Here is a 21,437-nt window from a genome sequence, read left to right on the forward strand (position 1 = left end):
CCCCGCGAGAACGCGGGGGCGCATCTGACGCACCGGGACCACCGGGGCTCCGTCGGCCGGATCAGGAGGCCGTGTCGCTCGCTCGGCGATCCCATGGCGGTGCGCACGCCGACGGTAACCAGCCGCCTGACGCTGGAGACATGTTACCCACAGCACTCCGCCCAGCGCGGAAACCGGACGGACCTTCAGAACACGTCCACCGACGCGGTCCCTGCCTCGTCCGCGACGGAGGTCCCCACGTGCAGCCTGACCGCCCCCGGTTCGTAGACCCAGGCACCGTCCCAGTGCGCGAAGGCCCGCGCGGGCACCGTGACGGACACCTCGGCGGACTCCCCCGCGCCCAGGCGCACCGGGGCGAACCCGACGAGCCAGCGCACCGGACGGTCGACCGACGACGTCGCCCGCGAGGCGTAGACCTGCACGACCTGCTTGCCGGCCCGGTCCCCGGTGTTCGTGGCGACCGCGGTCACGACGACCTCGCCGCCCGCGCGCACCGACGGCGTCGCCGTGACGTCCTCGATCGTCCAGGTCGTGTAGCCGAGGCCGTGGCCGAACGGGTACGCGGGTGTGACGCCCGCGCGCAGCCATGCCCGGTAGCCGATGTGCACCCCCTCGTCGTAGGAGACCCTGCCGTCGACCGGGGTCACGTCGAGCACGGGGACGTCGGCCATCGCGACGGGCCAGGTCGTGGGCAGGCGCCCGCCGGGCTCGCGCGCGCCGGTCAGGACGTCGGCCAGGGCGTTGCCGTACTCCTGCCCGCCGAACCAGGTCAGCAGCACCGCGGCCACGTCGTCGCGCCAGGGCATCTCGACCGGGGACCCGGCGTTGACGACCACGACGGTGCGCGGGTTCGCGGCGACGACCGCCGCGACGAGCTCGTCCTGGTGCCCGGGCAGGGCGAGCGAGGTCCGGTCGTAGCCCTCGGACTCGACCTTCGAGTTCGTGCCGACGACGACGACGGCGACGTCGGCGGCCCGTGCGGCGGCCACGGCGGCGTCGACCAGCACGGCGGGGTCGTCGTCCGAGGGCTCGGTGCCGAACTGGTAGGCCAGCACCCCGCCGAGCGTCTCGTCCTGCACCACGTCGTGCTCGATGCGGATCGCCACCGGCTGGCCCTCGGTCACCCGGACGGGCACCGAGCGCGCCGGCGGGTTCAGGAACGCAGCACCGAGCTGGTCGCCCTCGTACGGCACGTCCTCGTCGAGCACGAGTTCGTCGTCGACCCACATCCGCGAGCGTCCGGCGGCGCCGATGCCGATCCGGACGGTCCCGGTGGACTGCGCGGTGTACGTGGTCGTGATGTCGAGCCGGTCCGCCTCGCGCGTCGGGGCGTCGCCGCCGAACCAGAACAGCGCGGTCGCCTGCCGGTCCTCGACGTACAGCTCCTGTCCGTCGCGGACGAACGCCACGCGGGCGCCGGGCTCCCCCGTGCCCGGGTTGGTGATCGTCGACAGCGGGAACTCGGCGATGCCCTCCTGCACGACGGCACCGATGGCGTACTCGACGGTCGCCGCCGGGTACGCCGCGCGGATGCCGTCGAGGGGCGAGACCACCGAGGACGGCACGACCGTCGCCGATCCCCCGCCCTGGGTGCGCGCCTGGTCGGCGTTGTGCCCGATGACCGCGATGCGGGTCGGGGCAGCGGCGTCGTCCGGGCCGGCGAGCGGCAGGAGGCCGGTGTTGCGGACGAGGACGGTGCCCTCGGCCTCGGCCTCGCGGACGAACGCGATGCCGTCCTCGACGTTCCCCGGGGTGGCGGCCACCGCGTCGAACCCCTCGAGTGCTCCCACCCGGGCGGCCAGGGTCAGGATGCGGTGCACCTTGCGGTCGACGGCTGCCATCGGCACGTCCCCGGACCGCACGGCCTCCAGCAGCGGCCCCTCGCTCCACCACGGGTTCGGTCCGGGCATGGCGACGTCCTGCGACGCCTTGGCCGCAGCCACCGAGCGCACCCCGGTCCAGTCGGACACGACGATGCCGTCGAAGCCCCACTCCGAGTTGAGCGGCGTCTCGAGCAGGTCGTTCTCGGACGCGGTCACGCCGTTGATGCCGTTGTACGAGGACATGAGCGCCCAGGCGTGTGCCTCGGTGACGGCCTTCTCGAACGCCAGCAGGTACAGCTCGCGGAGCGCCCGGTCGGACACCTCGGTCGACGCGGTGAAGCGGTCGGTCTCGTAGTCGTTCGCGACGTAGTGCTTGGGCGTCGCCGCGACGCCGTTCTCCTGCACGCCCGCCACGTAGGACGCGGCGAGGTCGCCGGTGAGCACCGGGTCCTCGCTGAACGCCTCGAAGTGCCGGCCGCCCAGCGGGGACCGGTGCAGGTTGATCGTCGGGCCGAGCACGACGTCGACGCCCTTGCGGCGGGCCTCGACGGCAGCGGCCGCTCCGTAGCGCTTCGCGATCGCGCGGTCCCAGCTCGCCGACAGTGCCGTTGCCGAGGGCAGGTTGAGGGACGGGTCACGCTCGTCCCAGACCTCCCCGCGCACGCCGGACGGACCGTCGGACATGAGCATCGGCCGCAGCCCGATCTCGTCGACCGGCCAGGTCGTCCAGAAGTCGCGGCCGGTGAGCAGCTGCACCTTCTGCTCGGTGCTCAGGCGCCCGACGAGCGCGTCGATGCGCTCGTCCAGGGGCTCCGGAGCGGAGGCGGAGCCCAGGTTCTCGACGGTCGTCACGGTGATCGGTCCTCTCGTTCCAGCGGGTGGGTCACGCCGTGGGACCAGTGCTCCCGGACCGTCGACGGCGACTCCGCTGAGGCTAGCAGCAAAACCGTACCAGGCTCGGTTTTCACGGCGGAGTCCTGGCGGTACAGTCCTGCCATGACACGACGGGGTTCGTACGCCAAGGGCATCGCCAAGCGGGAGGAGATCCTCACCGTGGCGCTCGAACTCGTCGCACGCCAGGGCTTCCGTCGGACCAGCATCAAGGACATCTCCGACGCGGTGGGCCTGACGCAGGCGGGTCTGCTGCACTACTTCGACTCGAAGGACGACCTCTGGGTCGAGATACTCCGGCGGCGCGACGAGATCGACAACGCGGCCGAGTGGCACGCGAACGACCCCGGCGAGCTGCTGTCGGCGATCGTCCGGCACAACGCCGAGGTCCCCGGGCTGGTGCAGATGTTCGTCAACCTGTCGGCAGCGGCAGCCACCGACCCGGAGCACCCCGCGCACGCCTACTTCCGCGAGCGCTACGCGAACTCCCGCCGCACCATGGCGGCCGACTTCCGCGCGATGCAGCAGGACGGACGGCTCCGCTCGGACATCGACCCGGAGCAGCTGACGAGTGTGCTGCTCGCCGTCTCCGACGGCATGCAGATCCAGTGGCTCTTCGACCCGTCGCGCGACATGGCGACCCACGTCGAGCTGGTCACGCGCCTGGCCGTCGCACAGGTCGCCGCGGCGACGTCCTAGCGCGTCGCGCCGTCAGCCCGTCCCACCGCTCGGGAGGCCCGGTGCGGTCCCGGCGAGCCAGGTACCGCCAGTGCCTGGTCGCGCCCAGGGCCCGCACGGCAGGATGGGACCGGCCAACAGGCACGGGCGAGAGCCCGACTCGACGATGAGCGGAGACGCGATGACACGCGTAGTGGTGACCGGCGGCAGTGGCAAGCTCGGACGAGCGGTGGTGCGCGACCTCGACGAGCACGGGTACGACGTGGTCCTGCTCGACCGCGTGCCGTTCCCCGACAAGCCGGAGCGGGTGCAGTTCGTCCGCATCGACCTGACGGACTACGGGCAGGTGCTCAACGCACTGCTCGGGGTCGACGACCGGTACGACTCGGTCGACGCCGTCGTGCACCTCGCCGCGGTGCCGGCGCCGGGTCAGGTGCCCGACGTCGCGCTCATCACGAACAACGTGACGGCGTCGATCAACGTCTTCCACGCTGCCCGGGCGGCGAAGATCACGAACGTGGTCTGGGCCTCGAGCGAGACGCTGCTCGGCATCCCGATGGGCGAGCACCACCCGCCCTACCTGCCCGTCGACGAGGACTTCCCGGTCCGGCCGCAGTCCTCGTACTCCCTCGGCAAGGCCGTGGAAGAGGAGATGGCCCGCCACTTCACCCGCTGGGACCCGACGCTCAAGATGATCGGGCTGCGGTTCTCGAACGTCATGGACGAGACCGACTACCCGTCGTACCCGTGGGACGCCACCCCCGAGGCCAAGACCTTCAACCTGTGGTCCTACATCGACAGCCGCGACGGCGCCCAGGCCGTGCGCAAGGCCCTCGAGAGCGAGCTCACCGGCTTCGAGGCCTTCGTGATCGCCAGCCCCGACACCGTGATGGACACCCCGACGATCGAACTCGTCGAGCGCTTCGTCCCGGACATCGAACGCCGCAGCGACATCGACGGCGTCAGTTCGCTGCTGTCGAGCGACAAGGCCCGCGAGCTCCTCGGCTACGACCCGCAGCACTCCTGGCGCGACCACCGCTCGTGATCAGCGGGACGGGCTGCTGACGTCGGCGCGAGTCGGGTTCACGCGGGCAGCAGCAGCCCGTCGAGCACCAGGTCGCGGGCGGCGGGCAGCAGGTCCGCCGCCAGCGCCTGCTCGTCGAGCCCGGTGATCTGCGCCAGTGCGCCGACGATGGCCGCGACGGACAGCTCGCCGTCGCACGCACCCACGAACGCCGCGAGCGCGGTGTCGGCGTCGACCCGACGACCGAAGCCACCGCCCTGCACCAGGGTCATGACCGTCGGGTCGTCGTTGCCCGGCCAGTAGTAGCGTTCCTCGGTCACGTCGCCCGCGACCCGAAGGTGTGCGGCCGCGAGTGCCGCGTCGTCGTGCGCGGCGAGCCAGGCCGCCGCGTCGAGGACCCGGGCGACCGTCGCGCCGAGCCCCGCGGGGTTGGAGCCGAGCGTCTCGGGGACGCGCTCGAAGCGGCGGAGCTGCACCGTGCCTCCCGTCGGGACCTTCCGGACCACGACGTAGCCGAAGCCGACCCCGGTGACCCTGCGCGCCTGGAAGTCGTCGAGCCAGGCCGCCACCAGGCGGTCGAACTCCGGGGTGCCGGGCTTCGTGCCGCCGTCGCGGATCCAGGTCTCGGCGTACGTCGCCGGGTCCTGGCGCTCCCGCTCGACGACCCAGGCGTCGAGGTCGGTGCCCGCGAACCAGGCGCGGACGCGGTCGAGCCCGTCGACGCCCCAGTGGTACTCCCAGTTGCCGAGGAGCTGCGCGGTGCCACCCGGTGTCAGGTGGTCCGCGAGCCCGGTGAGCACGGTCTCGACGAGCGCGTCGCCGACCATCCCGCCGTCGCGGTACTCGTAGGACGGCACGCCCTCGGTGCGGGGCGTGATGACGAACGGCGGGTTCGACACGATCCGGTCGAAGCGCTCGCCCGCCACGGGCTCGAACAGCGAGCCCAGGCGGAAGTCGATGCCGTCGATGCCGTTCAGCTGGGCGTTGAAGCGCGCGATGTCGAGGGCACGGCGGGAGATGTCCGTCGCGACGACCTCGTCCGCGAAGCGTCGGGCGTGCATCGCCTGGATGCCGCAGCCGGTGCCGAGGTCGAGCACCCGGTGGACGGGCACGGGGACCTGCAGACCGCTCAGCGTGGTGGTGGCGCCGCCGATGCCGAGCACGTGCTCTTCGTCGAGGGCTGCGCCGAGGGCGAGCTCCCCGAGGTCCGACATGATCCACCAGCTGCCGGCACCCGCGTCGTCGACGAAGGCGTACGGGCGCAGGTCGACCGTCGGCACCACGTTCGGTTCGGTCAGGTGGGCGATCCGCTCCGGGTCGCTCTGGTCGACCAACGCCTCGGGACGGACCAGCGCGGGCTCCAGCCGGAGGAGTCCGGCACCCACGAGCGCGTCGACGCCGACGGTCGGCAGGGCACGGTCCGCGTGGCTCCGGGGCACGCGCACGCCGAGCACGAAGAGCTCGGCGAGCGTGTACCGCGGCAGGAGCGCCTCGGTCAGCCGCTCGCGCGCGCCGCGGACGGCGGCGATCCGGTTGCCGCGGTGCAGGGCCGCGGCCGCGTCGGCACCCCAGAGCGCGTCGACGCCCTCGACGGTGAACCCGGCGGCGGTCAGGTCGGCGCGCAGGGCATCGGTCATGGCGACGTCGGCGACGACGTCGGGCAGCACGTGGCTCATGCGCCGAGGTCCTCGCGCAGCAGTGCTGCGGGCACCTGCCACGCGAACACCAGGTCCAGCAGACCCGGGAAGCGCTGCTCGACCTCGTCGGCGCGGACCCGGCTGACGCGGGTGAGTCCCTCGAGGTGCTGTTCGAGGAGCCCGGCCTCACGCAGCACGCGGAAGTGGTGGGTCAGCGTGGACTTCGGGCGGTCGATCCCGACCCACCCGCACGAGCGCTCGCCACCGGCGGCGTCGACCAGGTACCGGTGCAGGATCGCCAGACGGATCGGGTCGGACAGGGCGTCCATCACGACCGGGAGGTCCATCTCGGCCGCCGTCGGCTGCGGGAGACGTTCCGGTGCGGCCAGCTCCACGGGTTCGGGCATGCACGGGACGCTACCACCGTTCACCTCACAGTACGACTTGCGTCGTACAGGGCGGGTGCGGTACCAATGCGGTACCGGTGCCGTACGACTCCCGTCGTACACAGCCACTCACGGAAGGTGCGCTCATGCAGTCAGCCCGCTCGGTCGCCGGCTTCTGGATCATCGCGGCGATGCTCTTCGTGGCACTCGCGTCCTCGGCTGTCCCGTCGCCGATCTACCCCGTCTACGCGGCGGAGTGGCACCTGACGCCGCTCATGTTGACCGGCGTCTTCGCGATCTACGTCGCCGGGCTGCTGGGGAGCCTGCTCGTCGCCGGGCGGCTGTCCGACCACGTCGGCCGCAAGCCCGTGCTCGTCGTGGGCGGCCTCGCCCTCACCCTGTCGCTCGGACTGTTCTCCGGCGCCGACGGCCTCGGCGCACTCATCGTCGACCGCATCCTGCAGGGCGTCTCGGTGGGTCTGCTCATCGGTGCCCTCGGGGCCGCGCTCATCGACAACTCCCTGCAGCGGCACCCGACGCTGGCCGGCGTGCTCAACGGCGCCGTCCCGCCGTTCGCGCTGGCCGCCGGCGCGATGTCGAGCGGCGCCCTGGTCGAGTGGGGCCCCGCTCCCGAGCAGTTTGTCTACGTCCTGTTCGGGGCGCTGCTGCTCCTCATGGTGCTCGCGCTGTTCATCGTCCCCGAACAGGTGCAGCGCCGCCCGGGCGCCCTGCGCTCCCTCCGCCCGACCATCTCCGTGCCGCGGTCGTCCCGTGCGCTGTTCCGTGGCGTCGCCGGGGCACTCATCGCGAGCTGGGCGCTCGGCGGCCTGTTCCTGTCGCTCGTCCCCTCGGCGCTCGGGCAGGTGTTCGGCATCGAGAACCACTTCGCCGCCGGTGCGCTCATCGCGGTCGTCACGGGCATCGGCGCGCTGACGGGGCTCGCGATCCAACGGGTCGACGCTCGCATCGGCGTGCTCATCGGCCTGGTCGCCCTGATCCTGGGTCCGATCGTCACCGTGGCGTTCGTGTTCGCGCACTCGCTGCCCGGGCTGGTCGTCGGCAGCGCCGTCGCGGGGGTCGGGTTCGGCGCCGGGTTCCAGGCGCCGCTGCGGATGCTGCTCGCCACCGCGGCACCCACGCACCGTGCGGGGCTGCTCTCCACGATCTACGTCGTCAGCTACCTGGCGTTCGGGGTCCCGGCCGTGATCGGCGGGCTGCTCGAGCCGGCCGTGGGCCTCGTGCCCGTGATCGCCGGGTACGGGGCGTTCATCGTGCTGGCCGCGGCGGTGGCCCTCGTGCTGCAGCTCGTGTCGCGCTCGTCCGCCAGCGTCGAGCAGCAGGCGTCCGAGGTCCTCGAGCGCACCGCGACCGGGTCGATCCGCACGGCTGAGTAGCCGCCGCTGACGCCCCGTGGTCTCCCCTCGGCGCACGGTGCTCGCGCGCCGCCAACCTCGCACCGTGCTCGGCACGCGATGCGCACCGTGCGAGGTTCGCGCGCCGTGCGAGGTTGACCGCCCCGTGCCCGGCAACAACCCTGCACCGAGCAAGGAGCGCCGCACCCGCCACCAGCCTCGCACCGTGCTCCCCCGCCCGAAGCAACGTACGAGGTCTGCGCACCGTGCGAGGTCCACGCCCCGTGCGAGCTTGAAGGCCCCGTGCCCGGCAACAACCCCGCACCGAGCAACCAACGCCGCACCGGCCACCAACCTCGCACCGTGCCGACTCGGGCGACCCTGCCGCCCCGACCGCCGCGCGACCCGCCTAGTGCGTCGGCCGCGGCGGGCGCCGCATGCTGCGACCGGCCTCGGCGTGCGCGGAGTCGACGTCCGCCTTGCCCCGGTCGGCCGCGCGACGCAGCCACGCAGGCCCGTGCGACTTCGCCCAGTCCCAGAAACGGTGCAGTTGGGCGCGGAGCCACGTGATGATCCGGTGGAAGAAGTGGAACTCGCTCGCCAGGATCGTCAGGCCGATGAACACGACCAGCCACCCGGGGCCGGGCAGCGGAACGAGGATGAGTCCGATCACGACGACGAGCCCGCCGACGATGCCGATCAACACCTTCCAGAACAGGTGCACGTGCGGCCGCGCGTGGATCCAGGCGCGCATGTCGTGGAACCACTGGAAGCGGTGCCGACGCACGCCGTCCACTGCACCCGCAGTGCGGTCGTCCTGCTCGCCGTCCATGCTCGAACGCTAGGGCCCGCGGCTGGGAATCCGCGGCGCAGCAGGTGCCGATCGGCCGGGTGAGCAGAACCGGTCAGCGACGTCCGGACGGGAGGCCCGTCAAGCGTGCGCGACGCACGTCGCGGCCCACGGGACGGCCGCCAGCCGGGCCTCCGGGATCGGTTCGCCGCCGACGACGCACATCCCGTAGGTGCCCTCGTCGAGCCGCGCGAGCGCGGCGTCGACCTGCTCCACGCGACGACGCGCATCGTCCCGGACCGCCCCGAGCGAGCCCCGCTCCCACGCCAGCGTCGCCCCCTCGGGGTCGTGCTCGTCGTCCGTGTTCGCCCCGTCGCGGGCGTCACTGACGTCGCGCATGCTCCGCTCGACGTCCGCGAGCAGCTTCACGGACCGGCTGCGTTCGTCGAGCAGTGCCGCACGGGGGTCGTCCATGGCGACGACCGTAGTCCGACGGAATGGACGCCTGCTCGGATGCGTTCGCATCGACATGACCAAGATCGGGTTCCTGTCGTTCGGACACTGGCGCGACGTGCCGGGGTCCCGTGTCCGCAGCGGCCGCGAGGCACTGCTGCAGGGCATCGACCTCGCCGTCGCCGCCGAGGAAGCGGGCGTCGACGGCGCCTACTTCCGCGTGCACCACTTCGCGCAGCAGCAGGCGGCACCCTTCCCGCTCCTGTCGGCGATCGCGGCGAAGACGAGCCGGATCGAGATCGGGACCGGCGTGATCGACATGCGCTACGAGAACCCGCTCTACATGGCCGAGGAGGCCGCCGCCACCGACCTCATCTCGGGCGGCAGGCTGCAGCTCGGCGTGAGCCGGGGGTCACCCGAGACCGCCCAGGCCGGCTACCAGTCCTTCGGGTACGTCCCCGAGCAGTCCGACCCGAACGGCGCCGACCTGGCTCGGTCGCACACCAACGTCTTCCGTCGCGCGATCGCCGGGGAACCCATGGCGGCCGCGAACCCGCAGATGACCGGCGCCGAGGGATCGCTGCCGATCCTGCCGCTCTCCGACGGCCTCGGCGACCGCATCTGGTGGGGCGCCGGCACCCGCGCCACCGCGGAGTGGACCGCCGAGCAGGGCATGAACCTGATGTCGTCGACGCTCCTGACCGAGGACACCGGAGTGCCGTTCGACCAGCTGCAGGCGGAGCAGATCGAGCGCTTCCGCCGCGTCTGGGCCGAGTCTGGCTGGGAGCGCACGCCGCGTGTCAGTGTGAGCCGCAGCATCATCCCGATCACGGACGACGAGTCGCGGCACTACTTCGGTGTCCGGGCGCAGGTCGAGGGTTCCGACCAGGTCGGGTACCTCGACGGCGGGCTGGCACGGTTCGGCCGCTCGTACATCGGTGAGCCGGAGGAGCTCGTGGCTGAGCTCGCCGCCGATGCCGCGGTCCGCGCTGCCGACACCGTGCTCGTCACCGTGCCGAACCAGCTCGGCGTGGACTTCAACGCCCGGATGCTCGCGGCGGTCGCGAGTGTGATGCGCGAGGTGGACGCAGCGCCTGCCCTGGCCTGACGTCCCCCTTCCTGCCGACACCCGGGTTGGGACTGGGGTGGGTGGCTCGCTCCCCGTAGCGTCGGGGCGCACCGTCCCCTCGTCCTCAGGAGCGCTCCGTGACACTGCCGGCCGCCGGGTGGTTCCCGGACCCCCGGGACGCATCGCGTCTCCGCTGGTGGGACGGGCGCGCCTGGGGTGACGGCACGCGGCCCCTCCCGGCGCGACATCCCGTCGCGGCACCGGTCGTGGCCACGCCGACGGGACCGTCGTTCTCGGTGATGACCCCGCCGACTGAGCGGCACACCTGGGCCTACGGCGCCGCGACCTCCCGCCGGCTCTGCGCGTTCGCGGTCTCTGCCGCGGTCCTCGCGATCGCGTCCCTCGTGCTCAACCCGTGGGGAGCGTTCAGCGTCCTCGCCGTCCTCGCCGGGGCGGTCGGCATCGTCCGCCCGGGCGCGACGGGACGCTGGCGGGTCCTGGCGCGGAGCGTCGCGGCGTCCGCGATCGTGGTCGCCCTCGGCACGGGCCTCGTCGCCCTGAGCGCCGCCACCGCGCTGTTCTGACCAACGCCAGCCCGGCGCTACCGCCGCGCCCGCGGGTGTGACGTCTGGTACACGTCCCGCAGCATGTCCGCCGTCACCATCGTGTAGATCTGCGTGGTCGCGACGCTCGCGTGGCCGAGCAGCTCCTGCACGACCCGCACGTCCGCGCCGCCCTCGAGCAGGTGCGTCGCGAACGAGTGCCGGAACGTGTGCGGCGACACGTGGTCGGTCAGGTCAGCCCGCGACGCCGCCGCCTGGATCACGAGCCACGCACTCTGCCGCGACAACCGAGCACCCCGTGCCCCGAGGAACAGCGCCGGCGTCGACGGACCCCGCACCGCGAACACCGGTCGCGCCCGCACCAGGTACGCGTCGACCGCGGCCTGCGCGTAGCTGCCGAGCGGCACGATCCGCTGCTTGTTGCCCTTGCCCGTGACCCGCACGACCGACACGTCGGTGTCGAGGTCGGCGGACTCGTCCTCCACGGACAGCGTCGTCACGTCGTCCACCGACAGCCCGACGGCCTCGGAGATGCGCGCACCGGTGGCGTAGAGCAGCTCGAGCAGTGCCCGGTCCCGCAGCTGCACGGGGTCGTCGCCCTCGACCGCGCCGAGCAGCCGCTCCATGTCGTGCACCGAGATCGCCTTGGGCAGCCGCATCGGTGCCTTCGGCGGGCGGACGGAAGCACCCGGGTCCAGCGGCAGCCAGCCCTCACTCGCGGCGAACGTGGCGAAGGACCGCACGGAGCTGAGCATCCGTGCGACGGACCGCGGCGCGAGCGGCCCCTGGGGCCGAGTCGCCAGGTACGAGACGAACCCGGCCAGGTCCGCGCGTGCGAGTCGCCCGACGTCGGCCACCACCGCTGCCCCGCCGGCACGGTCGGCACCCGCGGAGTCGACGACCGGCTGCGTGGCGATCCACTCCCCGAACGCGGACAGGTCGCGCCGGTAGGCCGCCAGGGTGTGCTGCGACAGCCCCCGCTCGATGGCGACGTGCCGCAGGTAGGTCTCCGTGGCACGGTCGAGCGGGATCACCTCAGCAGGCTAGCCGCGTTCGATCGCGTCCACGGCGAGCGCTGCCACGATGAGCGCGGAGTTCTGCAACCGACCGTCGAGGACACCGGCGACGACCTCGGAGCGGGGCACCCACCGGGCGACGATGTCGGCCTCCTCTGCCTCGCGCTCGAAGGCCGTCGGGGTCGCCCGGACGTCCCGCGCGCGGTAGATCTGGATGAACTCGTTGCTGCCACCCGACGAGGTGTTGTACCGCACCAGCGGCTCCCACGTGTCCGCCTCGATGTCGGCCTCTTCCGCCAGCTCGCGCTTGGCGGCGGTCAGGTGGTCCTCGCCCGCCATGTCGAGCAGTCCCGCCGGCAGCTCCCAGTCCCGCAGGTGCACCGGGTGCCGGTACTGCTGGATGACGAGCACGCGCCCCTCGGCGTCCTCGGCCCAGACCGCGACGGCGCCGGTGTGGTCGACGTACTCCCGCACCATGCTGCCGCCGCCGTAAGCGACGGTGTCCCGGCGGATGTCCCACACGGCGCCCTCGTACACGAGCGCCGATTCGGTCACGGCGGAGGAGGCGGGTTCGTCAGCGATGGGTGCGTCGGTCACGACCCCATCCAACCAGTGCCTTCTGTCCCACAACACACGCGATGGGAAGTCGGATCGCGCACGGCCGGTGGGACCTTCCGACCCACCACGCGCGATTCGACCTCCTGCGCGCGGTGGGCGCGACCACAGACGGACAGGAGGCTCCCCACCGGTCCGGTGGGGAGCCTCCCGTCCGTCACGTGGTGACGTCGACTACGCGACCTCCACCGACTCCGTCTCCGGGTCGAAGAGACGGGACGACTCGTTGCGCACGATCGCAGCACCGACCAGTCCGGCGAACAGCGGGTGCGCGTTGTTCGGCCGCGAGCGCAGCTCGGGGTGCGCCTGCGTGCCGATGTAGAACGGGTGCTCGGCGCGGTCGAGCTCGACGTACTCCACCAGGGAACCGTCGGGCGACGTGCCCGAGAACACCAGGCCGGCGTCCGCGATCTGCTGGCGGTACCGGTTGTTGACCTCGTAGCGGTGACGGTGCCGCTCCGACGCCTCCGGTGCGCCGTACAGGTCGGCGGCCAGCGAGCCCTCGGTGAAGTGCGCCGGGTAGAGCCCCAGTCGCATCGTGCCGCCCAGGTCGCCGCCGGCGATGATGTCCACCTGCTCGGCCATGGTCGCGACCACCGGGGTCGGGGTCTGCGGGTCGAACTCGGAGCTCGACGCGTCGACCAGACCGGCCTCGTGGCGGGCGTACTCGATGACCATGCACTGCAGGCCGAGGCACAGTCCCAGCGTGGGGATGTGGTTCTCGCGCGCGAACTTGAGCGCCCCGAGCTTGCCCTCGATCCCGCGCACGCCGAACCCGCCGGGGACGCAGATGCCGTCGACGTCGCCCAGCTGCTTGGCGGCGCCCTCGGGGGTGGTGCAGTCGTCGGAGACAACCCATTTCAGCGTGACCTTCGCGTTGTGGGCGAACCCGCCGGCGCGCAGTGCCTCGGTCACGGACAGGTAGGCGTCGGGCAGGTCGATGTACTTGCCGACCAGCGCGATCGTGACGTCCTTCTTGGGCTCGTGCACGGCCTGCAGGACGGGGTTCCACGAGGTCCAGTCGACCGGACCCGCGTCGAGGTGCAGCGCGTCCACGATGACCTGGTCGAGGCCCTGGCTGTTGAGCAGCGTCGGCAGGTCGTAGATCGACGGGACGTCGACGGCGTTGACCACGGCGTCCTCGTCGACGTCGCACATCAGCGCGATCTTGCGCTTGTTCGACTCCGACACCGGGCGGTCACTGCGGAGCACCAGGGCGTCGGGCTGGATGCCGATCGAGCGGAGCGCGGCGACCGAGTGCTGCGTCGGCTTGGTCTTCTGCTCACCCGAGGCGTTCATGAACGGCACGAGCGAAACGTGCACGAAGAAGACGTTGCTCCGGCCGAGCTCGTGACGGACCTGCCGCGCGGACTCGATGAAGGGCTGGGACTCGATGTCGCCGACCGTGCCACCGACCTCGGTGATGATGACGTCGGGCTGCGGGTCGTTCTCGGCCTGCTCGCGCATCCGGCGCTTGATCTCGTCGGTGATGTGCGGGATGACCTGCACGGTGTCGCCGAGGTACTCGCCGCGGCGCTCCTTGGCGATGACCGTCGAGTAGACCTGCCCGGTCGTGACGTTGGCCGCCTGCGACAGGTTGATGTCGAGGAAACGCTCGTAGTGCCCGATGTCCAGGTCGGTCTCGGCGCCGTCGTCGGTCACGAAGACCTCACCGTGCTGGAACGGGTTCATCGTGCCCGGGTCCACGTTGAGGTACGGGTCGAGCTTCTGCATGACGACCCGCAGACCGCGAGCCGTGAGGAGGTTGCCGAGGCTGGCTGCCGTCAGGCCCTTGCCGAGCGACGAGACGACCCCGCCGGTCACGAAGATCTGCTTCGTCACCTTCGGGGTGGTGTTCTGCGTGTTTGCCTGGGTACCGCTGGAAGAGTCCGCCACGGGATTCCATCGTACGTCAGAACTGCCGGGAGGCGCGACCCACCTCCCCCGCGCGCGTGTCCGCCCGGCGGGTGGTCGGGCGTCGGGCGCCGCTCGCGGCCGTCAGGCAGCTCAGGCGCTGCTCATGGCCGTCAGGCGGCTCAGGCGCTGCTCATGGCCGTCAGGCGGCTCANNGTGCCGGTCAGGCGGACTGCGCCGCGACGGCGAGGAGCTCGCGCGCGTGTTCCATGCCGCTCGCGCTGTCACCCAGGCCGGAGAGCAGCCGAGCCATCTCCTGCAACCGGTCGTCGCCCTCGAGGCGCCGCACGCTCGACGAGGTCACGGCACCACTGGCGTCCTTCACGACGTTGAGGTGGTTCGTCGCGAACGCCGCGACCTGCGCCAGGTGTGTGACGACGATGACCTGGGTGCGCTCGGCGAGCTTCGCCAGCCGTCGTCCGATCTCGATCGCCGCCGCACCGCCGACGCCCGCGTCGACCTCGTCGAACACGAACGTGGGGACCGTCGTGCTGCCGGCCATCACCACCTCGATCGCGAGCATCACCCGCGAGAGCTCACCGCCGGAGGCACCCTTGCTGATCGAGCGGGGGTCGGTGCCCGAGTGCGGCTGCAGCAGGATGGCGACCTGGTCGCGGCCGTGCCGGCGGTACTCGCCCGCGTCGGTGACCTCGACCACCAGGGTCGCACCGGCCATCGCGAGCGTCCGCAACTCGGCGGTGACGCGCTTCGCCAGGTCGTTCGCCGCCTTGGTCCGCGCTGCGGTCAAGGTCGTGCCCGCTGCCTCGAGCGTCGCCTCGTCCTGCTCGACGGCCTGCTGCAGGGCGACGATGCGGTCGTCGTCGCCGTCGAGCTCGAGCAGCCGGTCGCTGGCGCGCTGTCCGTAGGCGATGACGTCGTCGACCGTCCCGCCGTACTTGCGGATCAGCGAGGACAGCTCGGCGCGACGTTCGTTGATGCGCTCGAGGTCGTGTCCGGCCTCGGGTTCGAGGGAGCCGAGGTAGCTCGACAGGCTGGCCGAGGCCTCGCTCGCCTGGATGCCGAGCTCGGTCAGCTGCTCGAGCACGGGCTGCAGGGTGCTGTCGGCGCCGGTGACCCGCTCGATGGCCCGTCGTGCGGCCTCGACGAGACCGATGACGTCGGTGGCCCCGTCGAGCGACTCGGACGAGATCGCCTCGTGCGCCAGCCCTGCGGACAACCGGAGCTCCTCGAGGTTCCCGAGACGCTCGGCGCGTTCGGCGAGCTCGTCGTCTTCGCCCGGCTGGGGCGCAGCGGCCTCGATCTCGTCGGAGGCGTCGCGCAACCGGGCGGCCTCGGCGAGCCGTTCTTCGCGGTCGCGGGTCAGCGTCTCGAGGTCGGCCGCGTGCTGCTGCCAGGCGTCGTACGCGGTGACGTACGCCGCGAGGGCCTTCTCGACGGCGGCCCCGCCGAAGCCGTCGAGCGCCGCGCGCTGCGCCGTCGACGAGGTCAGGCGGATCTGGTCGGACTGCCCGTGGACGGTGACGAGCTGGTCGGCGAGCTCGCCGAGCACCGCGACCGGCGCAGTCCGGCCACCGACCGTGGCGCGGCTGCGGCCCTCCGCCGACACCGTGCGGGTCAGGATGAGCTCGCCGTCCTCGACCGATCCACCGGCGTCCTCGACCCGTTCGGCGACTGCCGCGTGGTCGGGCACGTCCCAGCGACCCTCGACGACGGCACTCGACGCACCGCGGCGCACCGAGCCCGCGTCGGCCCGCGCACCGAGGAGCAGCCCCAGCGCGGTCACGATCATGGTCTTGCCGGCGCCGGTCTCGCCCGTGACGACGGTGAACCCGGGGCCGAGCTCGAGCGTGGCGTCGCCGATGACACCGAGGTCGGAGATGCGGATCTCCTCGATCACAGGGCGCCGTCCTCGTCGTCGTGCTGTGGACCACGCCACCCCGAGACGGGCAGCTGGAACTTGGCGACGAGCCGGTCGGTGAACGGCGCGTCCTTGAGCCGCGCGACCCGGACCGGTTCCGGCGACCGCCGGACCTCGACGCGAGCGCCCGGGGGCAGGTCGTGCGTGCGTCGACCGTCGCACCACAGCACGCCGACACCACTGGTGCGCCGGAGCACCTCGACCGCCAGCACACGGTCGGGACCGACGACGATCGGCCGCGAGAACAGGGCGTGGGCGCTGAGCGGCACCATGAGGATCGCGTCGACGTCCGGCCACACGATGGGCCCGCCGCCGGAGAACGAGTAGGCGGTCGAGCCGGTCGGGGTCGCCACGACGACGCCGTCGCAGCCGAACGACGACAGCGGACGGCCGTCGACCTCGGTGACGACCTCGAGCATGCGCTCCCGTGAGGCCTTCTCGATCGTGGCCTCGTTGAGCGCCCACGACGAGTAGACCGTCTCGTGCCCGACCACGACGTCGACCTGCAGGGCGACGCGCTCCTCGACGTTGTACTCGCCGGCCAGGGCGCGCTGGACGGTCTCAGCCAGGCCGTCGCGCTCGCTCTCGGCCAGGAACCCGACGTGGCCGAGGTTGACACCGATCAGCGGCGCGCGGGTCCCGCGCACGAGTTCGGCCGCGCGGAGGATCGTGCCGTCACCGCCGAGGACGATGACGATCTCGAGGTCGTCCGCCTGCACGTCCACCCCGAGGATGTCGACCTTGCCGACCGAGGCCTCGGCACGACGGATGTCGGCGTACTCGTCGAAGGGCATGACCGGCGTCAAGTCCGCGGCGTTCAGCAGGTCGCAGACCTCGACCGCAGCGTCGATCGAGTCACGTCGGCCCGTGTGCGAGACGAGCAGGATGTGCCGTTCGTCGCTCATGGGGCTCCTTCTGCCAGTTCGGTCGCGCGGGTGATCCATTCTGTCGGGTTCGACCCTGCGCCACGCTGGAGACGCGCGAGGTACTCGTGGTTGCCGTGGGTCCCGATGATCGGTGAGGCGATGAGACCAGCCGTCCCGAAGCCGAGGTCCCACGCCGCCCAGAGCACGTTCATGAGCGCGTCGTTCCGCAGGTCGGCATCGTGGACGATGCCCTCGCGCACACCGGTGCGGCCGACCTCGAACTGCGGCTTCACGAGCAGCACGTACTCGTCGGCGGGCACGGCCTCGGCCAGGGCGGGCAGCACGATCCGCAGGCTGATGAACGACAGGTCCCCGACGACGAGCGTGGTGTCGGCGGCAGCGGGGTCGAGCGCCAGGTAGTCCTCGGCCGTCAGGTTCCGCGCGTTGACACCCTCGACCACGGCGACGCGGTCGTCCATCGCCACGACCGGGTCGAGCTGGCCGTGGCCGACGTCCAGCGCCACCACCCGTTGGGCCCCGCGGGCGAGGAGCACCTGCGTGAACCCACCCGTGCTGGCGCCGACGTCGAGTGCGACACGGCCTGTCGGGTCGAGCCCGAAGGCGTCGAGCGCGCCGATGAGCTTGAGCGCCGCACGGGAGACCCAGTCGTCGCCGGCGTCCACCTGGATCGCGGTGTCTGGGGTGACGGGGGTCGAGGCCTTCATGACCGGGACCCCGTCGATGCTGACCCTGCCCTCGAGGATGAGCTTGGCGGCAGCGGTGCGTGACTTGGCCTGGCCGCGAGCGGCGACGGCGGCGTCGAGTCGCACGGCCTTGGCGGCCGCGGGAGCCAGGTCAGTCGCGAGTGCCGGGTCGGTCGTCCCGGCCGCGGGTGCTGGGTCGGTCGTGCCGGCCGCGGGTGCCGGGTCGGTCGTCCCGGCCGCGGGTGCCGGATCGGTCATCGGCGTGGAGGCAGGCACGTCTGGCCCCGTGCCGTGAGCACCGGGCAGGTGACGCTCAGACACTCGCGTTGCCACCGCTCTCGAGCCGCGTCCGCAGCTCGTCGTGCAGGCCCGCGAAGGCATCAGCCCGTTCCGGCAGCGGCAGGTCCTCAGCCGCTCGCGCACGACGTGCGACATCGCTGTCGTCCGGCTGCTGCGTGGGGGTGTCTGACACGTCCGACACGCTACTCGCCGCCGTGGAGCGCAGGGTCGACGTCGAGGCCGTAGATGGCCAGGCCGGAGTCCCAGATCGCCGCGGCACCGGCGCGCAGCAGGTCCATGGGGTCGTCGCCCGCCTGCTCGACCTTGACGACGTGCCGGCGCATGCTGACCGTCGACTCACCGACGCTGACGAACCGGGTGCCGTCCTCGGCCTCGTGCCGATGCGTCACCGGGTACGGCTCGGACAGCCCGCGGAGGTCCCGCAGCACGAAGGTCGGCCGCGAGCGCGCATCAGCCGCGAGCACCTGCTTCGCCTGGTCGATGCCCGTCAGGACGAGCACGCTCGGGATGCCGACGTCGTTCGCTCCCTTGATGTCGGTGTCCAGGCGGTCCCCGATGAACAGCGGCCGTTCGCCACCGAAGCGTGCCAGTGCCGCGTCGAAGATCGGTCGTTCCGGCTTGCCCGCGACGACCGGCATCCGCCCGACCGCCTGGTGCACGGCGGACACGAGCGTCCCGTTGCCCGGTGCGATCCCGCGCTCGACCGGGATCGACCAGTCCATGTTCGTCGCGACCCACGGGATCTGCGGATCCGCGAGGGCGAACGAGGCTTCCGCCAGCTGCTGCCATCCGAGGTCCGGCGAGAACCCCTGGATGACCGCCGCAGGTGCGTCGTCGGCGCTCGCGGTCACCGTGAAGCCCGCCTGTTCGACGATGCTCGTCAGTCCGATGCCACCGATCACCAGGACGGTCGAACCAGCGGGGACGAGCGTCTCGAGGAGTCGCACACCCGCCTGCGAGCTCGTGACGACGTCGTCCGGCGTCACTTCGAGGCCGTAGCGCTCGAGGTGCTCGGCGACGTCGGAGGGCCTCCGCGAGGCGTTGTTCGTGATGTACCCGACCCGGGCCGTCAGCGAAGCCCGCGTCAAGGACTCCACCGCGTGCGGGATGGCGTTGCGGCCCCGGTAGACGACGCCGTCCAGGTCGGTGAGGACCAGGTCGACGCCGTCCGTGGGCGGCCGCGGCGTGTCAGCCGGCTGCGGAGCCGTCGACGTCGCGGGGGTTGTCCTCGTCGATCTCGCCGAGGTCGTCGTCGGGCTCGTCGAGTTCGGGCTCCGGCTCGCCGAGGGGTGCGAGCTGATCGGGCTCTCCGGGTTCGTCGAGTCCTGCGGGTTCGTCGAGTCCTGCGGGCTCGAGCTCGTCGAACTCGTCGTGTCCTTCGACTTCTTCCTCGACCACATCCACTGTCTCCCAAGAGTCTTCGTCAGCAGCTTCGGCGAGGGCCTCGGCTGCACGGTCGACGCGCACCCACCACTCGTCGGCCTCGTCCTGGCGACCGAGCTCCTCGAGCGTGGCCGCGTAAGCACTGTAGAGCGCCGGCGACCAGCTGTAGGCCGTCGACGGGTCGAGCTGTGGAATCTCCAGCTCGCCCAGTGCGGCTGTGGGATTCCCGAGGTCGATCCGGGCGCCGGACATCGCGATCGCCAGCTCGACCTGCACGCCGGGCTCCAGTGCCGCGCGGTCGACCGACCGTCCGAGCTCGAGTGCGCGCTCCGGGCGACCCAGACCACGCTCGCAGTCGACCATCATCGGCAGCTGGTCGTTGCGCCCGGAGATGCGGCGATAGGTGCGGAGCTCCCGGAGCGCCGTGCTGAAGTCCCCCAGGCGGTAGGCGGTGATGGCAGCCGTCTCACGGACGACGGCAACGCGACCGGCACGACGGGCCGCGCTCAGTGCATGCTGGTTCGCGAGCGCCGGGTCGTCGTCGACGTACATGGCCGCGGTGACGAGGTGCCGGGCGACCCAGTCCGCGTTGTCCTTGCTGAGCGTCTTCAGCTCTGCGCGGGCCTGCGGGTGCAGGTCACGCGCCTGGACCTCCTCGGGGATCTCGGGGTCCTCATGGCGCGGGCGGATCGACTTCGTGCCGTAGGGGTCACGGTCCTCCCAGTCATTACGGGCGGCCTCGCCGAAACGGGCCCCGGGACTGCGAGTCCCGTCGCCGAAGCGCGGACGGTCGTTGCCGCCGCCACGGGTGTTGAACGACCCGCGCTCGGGACGATCACCGTCACGACGCGGCCGGTCAGAGCTGCCGCGGAACGGACGGTCGTCGTCGCGGCGGGGACGTTCGGAGTTGTACGACGGACGGTCACCGTCGCGACGCGGACGGTCCGAGTTGGACGCGGGACGGTCACCATCGCGACGGGGACGGTCGGAGTTGTAGGCGGGACGATTCCCGTCACGACGCGGCCGGTCAGAGCCTCCGCGGAACGGACGGTCCCCATCGCGGCGCGGACGATCCGAGTTGTAGGCGGGACGATCCCCATCACGACGCGGCCGGTCAGAGCCGTACGACGGACGATCCCCATCACGGCGCGGACGGTCCGAGTTGTACGCGGGACGATCCCCATCGCGACGCGGCCGATCCGAGCCGTACGACGGACGGTCACCGTCGCGGCGCGGACGGTCCGAGTTGTACGACGGACGGTCACCGTCACGACGCGGCCGATCGGAGTTGTACGACGGACGATCCCCATCACGACGCGGCCGATCGGAGTTGTACGACGGACGATCCCCATCGCGACGCGGACGGTCCGAGTTGTAGGCGGGACGGTCACCGTCACGGCGAGGACGATCAGAGTTGTACGACGGACGATCCCCATCGCGACGCGGACGGTCCGAGTTGTAGGCGGGACGATCTCCGTCACGGCGCGGCCGATCGGAGCCGTACGACGGACGATCCCCGCGCGGACCGCTCGAACGATCCGACCGCTGTCCACCATCGCGGAAGCCACGGCCGGCGGCGCTGTCCCGCGCAGGACGATCGGAACCGGACGGCCGATCACCGTCGCGTTGCGGCCGATCACGTCGTTCGCCCTCACGCCGTTCGAACTCGCGCGGACCGGACGACCAACCGCCACGACCAGCACCTGCGTCGCCACCGCGCCCGCCCGGACGATCCCCGTCGCGACGAGGGGGACGTCCCCCGCGGTCGTCGTTGCGGTCGTTCCGCCGCTCGTCGTCGTTCGCCACCGTTGTTGCTCCTCATCGCGTGCCGGAGCGTCTGCGCCGGCGATCGTCCGCTGTGTCGTTGTGTGTGCGCCGTCCGTGGCCCGCAGTCGTCCCAGTCCATCACGGACGGGCTCGGACGTCGACCCCGTCGTACGTCTGGGAAAACAGAAATGGCCACCGGCCCCGACCGAGAACGAGGGTCTCCCCTGCGAGTTCTCGATGGAGGGCCGATGGCCACATCTTCTTACGTTGAGTCCGGCGGCGTCCTACTCTCCCACAAGGTCCCCCTTGCAGTACCATCGGCGCTGA

General features: G+C 71.8%; 20 protein-coding genes. 6 read left to right on the plus strand and 14 right to left on the minus strand.

Annotated elements, in window-relative coordinates:
- Positions 1–185 precede the first annotated feature (185 nt).
- The gene (locus tag ASG04_RS03150) at positions 186–2,513 is read right to left on the minus strand and encodes a glycoside hydrolase family 3 protein (protein ID WP_414835817.1); all 2,328 of its coding nucleotides are present in this window, start codon (positions 2,511–2,513) and stop codon (positions 186–188) included.
- A gap of 306 nt (positions 2,514–2,819) precedes the next feature.
- Between ASG04_RS03150 and ASG04_RS03155 the strand changes: the two genes are divergently transcribed.
- Together ASG04_RS03155 and ASG04_RS03160 are read left to right on the plus strand one after the other, a co-directional pair.
- Positions 2,820–3,413, plus strand: coding sequence for a TetR/AcrR family transcriptional regulator (locus ASG04_RS03155; protein ID WP_056120016.1), 594 nt, complete (start codon positions 2,820–2,822; stop codon positions 3,411–3,413).
- Between the two features lie 160 nt (positions 3,414–3,573).
- On the plus strand, positions 3,574–4,437 hold the full coding sequence (locus tag ASG04_RS03160) for an NAD-dependent epimerase/dehydratase family protein (RefSeq protein ID WP_056120019.1): 864 nt from the start codon (positions 3,574–3,576) through the stop codon (positions 4,435–4,437).
- A gap of 38 nt (positions 4,438–4,475) precedes the next feature.
- Here the strand turns inward: ASG04_RS03160 and ASG04_RS03165 are convergent, their stop codons facing one another.
- Entirely contained in the window at positions 4,476–6,092 is a 1,617-nt protein-coding gene (locus ASG04_RS03165) for a methyltransferase (protein WP_056120023.1), read from the minus strand.
- Positions 6,089–6,460 (minus strand): ArsR/SmtB family transcription factor, encoded by a 372-nt coding sequence (locus ASG04_RS03170; protein WP_056120027.1) that lies wholly within the window; start codon positions 6,458–6,460, stop codon positions 6,089–6,091. Before ASG04_RS03170 ends, ASG04_RS03165 begins: the two co-directional genes overlap by 4 nt.
- Positions 6,461–6,585: 125 nt before the next feature.
- Between ASG04_RS03170 and ASG04_RS03175 the strand changes: the two genes are divergently transcribed.
- Positions 6,586–7,833: an MFS transporter gene (locus tag ASG04_RS03175; protein ID WP_056120030.1), complete on the plus strand. Its 1,248-nt coding sequence runs from the start codon at positions 6,586–6,588 to the stop codon at positions 7,831–7,833.
- 367 nt (positions 7,834–8,200) lie between these two features.
- Here ASG04_RS03175 and ASG04_RS16975 read toward each other — a convergent pair whose 3' ends face one another.
- Positions 8,201–8,623 carry a TIGR02611 family protein gene (locus ASG04_RS16975; protein WP_235515412.1) on the minus strand — a complete coding sequence of 141 codons (423 nt, stop codon included), beginning with the start codon at positions 8,621–8,623 and terminating at the stop codon, positions 8,201–8,203.
- 99 nt (positions 8,624–8,722) lie between these two features.
- Positions 8,723–9,055 carry a TraR/DksA family transcriptional regulator gene (locus tag ASG04_RS03185; protein WP_056120033.1) on the minus strand — a complete coding sequence of 111 codons (333 nt, stop codon included), beginning with the start codon at positions 9,053–9,055 and terminating at the stop codon, positions 8,723–8,725.
- Positions 9,056–9,110: 55 nt separating this feature from the next.
- Between ASG04_RS03185 and ASG04_RS03190 the strand changes: the two genes are divergently transcribed.
- Both ASG04_RS03190 and ASG04_RS03195 read left to right on the plus strand, forming a co-directional pair.
- Positions 9,111–10,142 carry an LLM class flavin-dependent oxidoreductase gene (locus ASG04_RS03190; RefSeq protein ID WP_056120036.1) on the plus strand — a complete coding sequence of 344 codons (1,032 nt, stop codon included), beginning with the start codon at positions 9,111–9,113 and terminating at the stop codon, positions 10,140–10,142.
- Positions 10,143–10,240: 98 nt separating this feature from the next.
- Positions 10,241–10,687: a DUF2510 domain-containing protein gene (locus tag ASG04_RS03195; protein WP_056120039.1), complete on the plus strand. Its 447-nt coding sequence runs from the start codon at positions 10,241–10,243 to the stop codon at positions 10,685–10,687.
- A 17-nt stretch (positions 10,688–10,704) separates the two neighbouring features.
- Here ASG04_RS03195 and ASG04_RS03200 read toward each other — a convergent pair whose 3' ends face one another.
- The 9 genes from ASG04_RS03200 to ASG04_RS03235 all read right to left on the minus strand — a co-directional run bounded on the left by ASG04_RS03200 (position 10,705) and on the right by ASG04_RS03235 (position 19,895).
- On the minus strand, positions 10,705–11,697 hold the full coding sequence (locus tag ASG04_RS03200) for a site-specific tyrosine recombinase XerD (RefSeq protein WP_056120301.1): 993 nt from the start codon (positions 11,695–11,697) through the stop codon (positions 10,705–10,707).
- Positions 11,698–11,709: 12 nt separating this feature from the next.
- A complete protein-coding gene (locus ASG04_RS03205; protein ID WP_056120042.1) occupies positions 11,710–12,279 on the minus strand; it encodes an NUDIX domain-containing protein in 570 nt (189 codons plus the stop codon).
- A 192-nt stretch (positions 12,280–12,471) separates the two neighbouring features.
- Positions 12,472–14,193, minus strand: coding sequence for a CTP synthase (locus ASG04_RS03210; RefSeq protein WP_082517756.1), 1,722 nt, complete (start codon positions 14,191–14,193; stop codon positions 12,472–12,474).
- A gap of 181 nt (positions 14,194–14,374) precedes the next feature.
- Complete coding sequence (recN, locus tag ASG04_RS03215) at positions 14,375–16,069, minus strand: DNA repair protein RecN (protein ID WP_056120048.1); 1,695 nt, start codon at positions 16,067–16,069, stop codon at positions 14,375–14,377.
- Positions 16,066–16,995, minus strand: coding sequence for an NAD kinase (locus ASG04_RS03220; RefSeq protein WP_056120049.1), 930 nt, complete (start codon positions 16,993–16,995; stop codon positions 16,066–16,068). Before ASG04_RS03220 ends, recN begins: the two co-directional genes overlap by 4 nt.
- The gene (locus tag ASG04_RS03225; protein WP_082517757.1) at positions 16,992–17,918 is read right to left on the minus strand and encodes a TlyA family RNA methyltransferase; all 927 of its coding nucleotides are present in this window, start codon (positions 17,916–17,918) and stop codon (positions 16,992–16,994) included. The genes ASG04_RS03220 and ASG04_RS03225 overlap by 4 nt, the downstream gene beginning before the upstream one ends.
- Before the next feature lie 55 nt (positions 17,919–17,973).
- Positions 17,974–18,132 carry a hypothetical protein gene (locus ASG04_RS17265; protein WP_156463495.1) on the minus strand — a complete coding sequence of 53 codons (159 nt, stop codon included), beginning with the start codon at positions 18,130–18,132 and terminating at the stop codon, positions 17,974–17,976.
- A gap of 10 nt (positions 18,133–18,142) precedes the next feature.
- A complete protein-coding gene (locus tag ASG04_RS03230; protein WP_056120306.1) occupies positions 18,143–19,117 on the minus strand; it encodes an HAD-IIA family hydrolase in 975 nt (324 codons plus the stop codon).
- Positions 19,118–19,148: 31 nt separating this feature from the next.
- Positions 19,149–19,895: a hypothetical protein gene (locus ASG04_RS03235; RefSeq protein ID WP_235515413.1), complete on the minus strand. Its 747-nt coding sequence runs from the start codon at positions 19,893–19,895 to the stop codon at positions 19,149–19,151.
- On the opposite strand from ASG04_RS03235, the gene ASG04_RS17765 reads away from it, so the two are divergent.
- On the plus strand, positions 19,857–21,437 hold the full coding sequence (locus ASG04_RS17765) for a hypothetical protein (RefSeq protein WP_235515414.1): 1,581 nt from the start codon (positions 19,857–19,859) through the stop codon (positions 21,435–21,437). The genes ASG04_RS03235 and ASG04_RS17765 overlap by 39 nt on opposite strands.

Source organism: Curtobacterium sp. Leaf183, assembly GCF_001424385.1.
GTDB lineage: Bacteria > Actinomycetota > Actinomycetes > Actinomycetales > Microbacteriaceae > Curtobacterium.

Bases quoted from the DNA above. Each gene is read 5' to 3' on its own strand.
- ASG04_RS03190 (WP_056120036.1), top strand. From the start codon at position 9,111: ATGACCAAGATCGGGTTCCTGTCGTTCGGACACTGGCGCGACGTGCCG.
- ASG04_RS03155 (WP_056120016.1), top strand. From the start codon at position 2,820: ATGACACGACGGGGTTCGTACGCCAAGGGCATCGCCAAGCGGGAGGAG.
- ASG04_RS03165 (WP_056120023.1), bottom strand. From the start codon at position 6,092: ATGAGCCACGTGCTGCCCGACGTCGTCGCCGACGTCGCCATGACCGAT.
- ASG04_RS03160 (WP_056120019.1), top strand. From the start codon at position 3,574: ATGACACGCGTAGTGGTGACCGGCGGCAGTGGCAAGCTCGGACGAGCG.
- ASG04_RS03225 (WP_082517757.1), bottom strand. From the start codon at position 17,918: ATGACCGATCCGGCACCCGCGGCCGGGACGACCGACCCGGCACCCGCG.
- ASG04_RS03220 (WP_056120049.1), bottom strand. From the start codon at position 16,995: ATGAGCGACGAACGGCACATCCTGCTCGTCTCGCACACGGGCCGACGT.
- ASG04_RS17765 (WP_235515414.1), top strand. From the start codon at position 19,857: ATGCTGGTTCGCGAGCGCCGGGTCGTCGTCGACGTACATGGCCGCGGT.
- ASG04_RS03175 (WP_056120030.1), top strand. From the start codon at position 6,586: ATGCAGTCAGCCCGCTCGGTCGCCGGCTTCTGGATCATCGCGGCGATG.
- ASG04_RS03170 (WP_056120027.1), bottom strand. From the start codon at position 6,460: ATGCCCGAACCCGTGGAGCTGGCCGCACCGGAACGTCTCCCGCAGCCG.
- ASG04_RS03235 (WP_235515413.1), bottom strand. From the start codon at position 19,895: ATGTACGTCGACGACGACCCGGCGCTCGCGAACCAGCATGCACTGAGC.
- ASG04_RS03150 (WP_414835817.1), bottom strand. From the start codon at position 2,513: ATGCTCATGTCCGACGGTCCGTCCGGCGTGCGCGGGGAGGTCTGGGAC.
- ASG04_RS16975 (WP_235515412.1), bottom strand. From the start codon at position 8,623: ATGGACGGCGAGCAGGACGACCGCACTGCGGGTGCAGTGGACGGCGTG.
- ASG04_RS03185 (WP_056120033.1), bottom strand. From the start codon at position 9,055: ATGGACGACCCCCGTGCGGCACTGCTCGACGAACGCAGCCGGTCCGTG.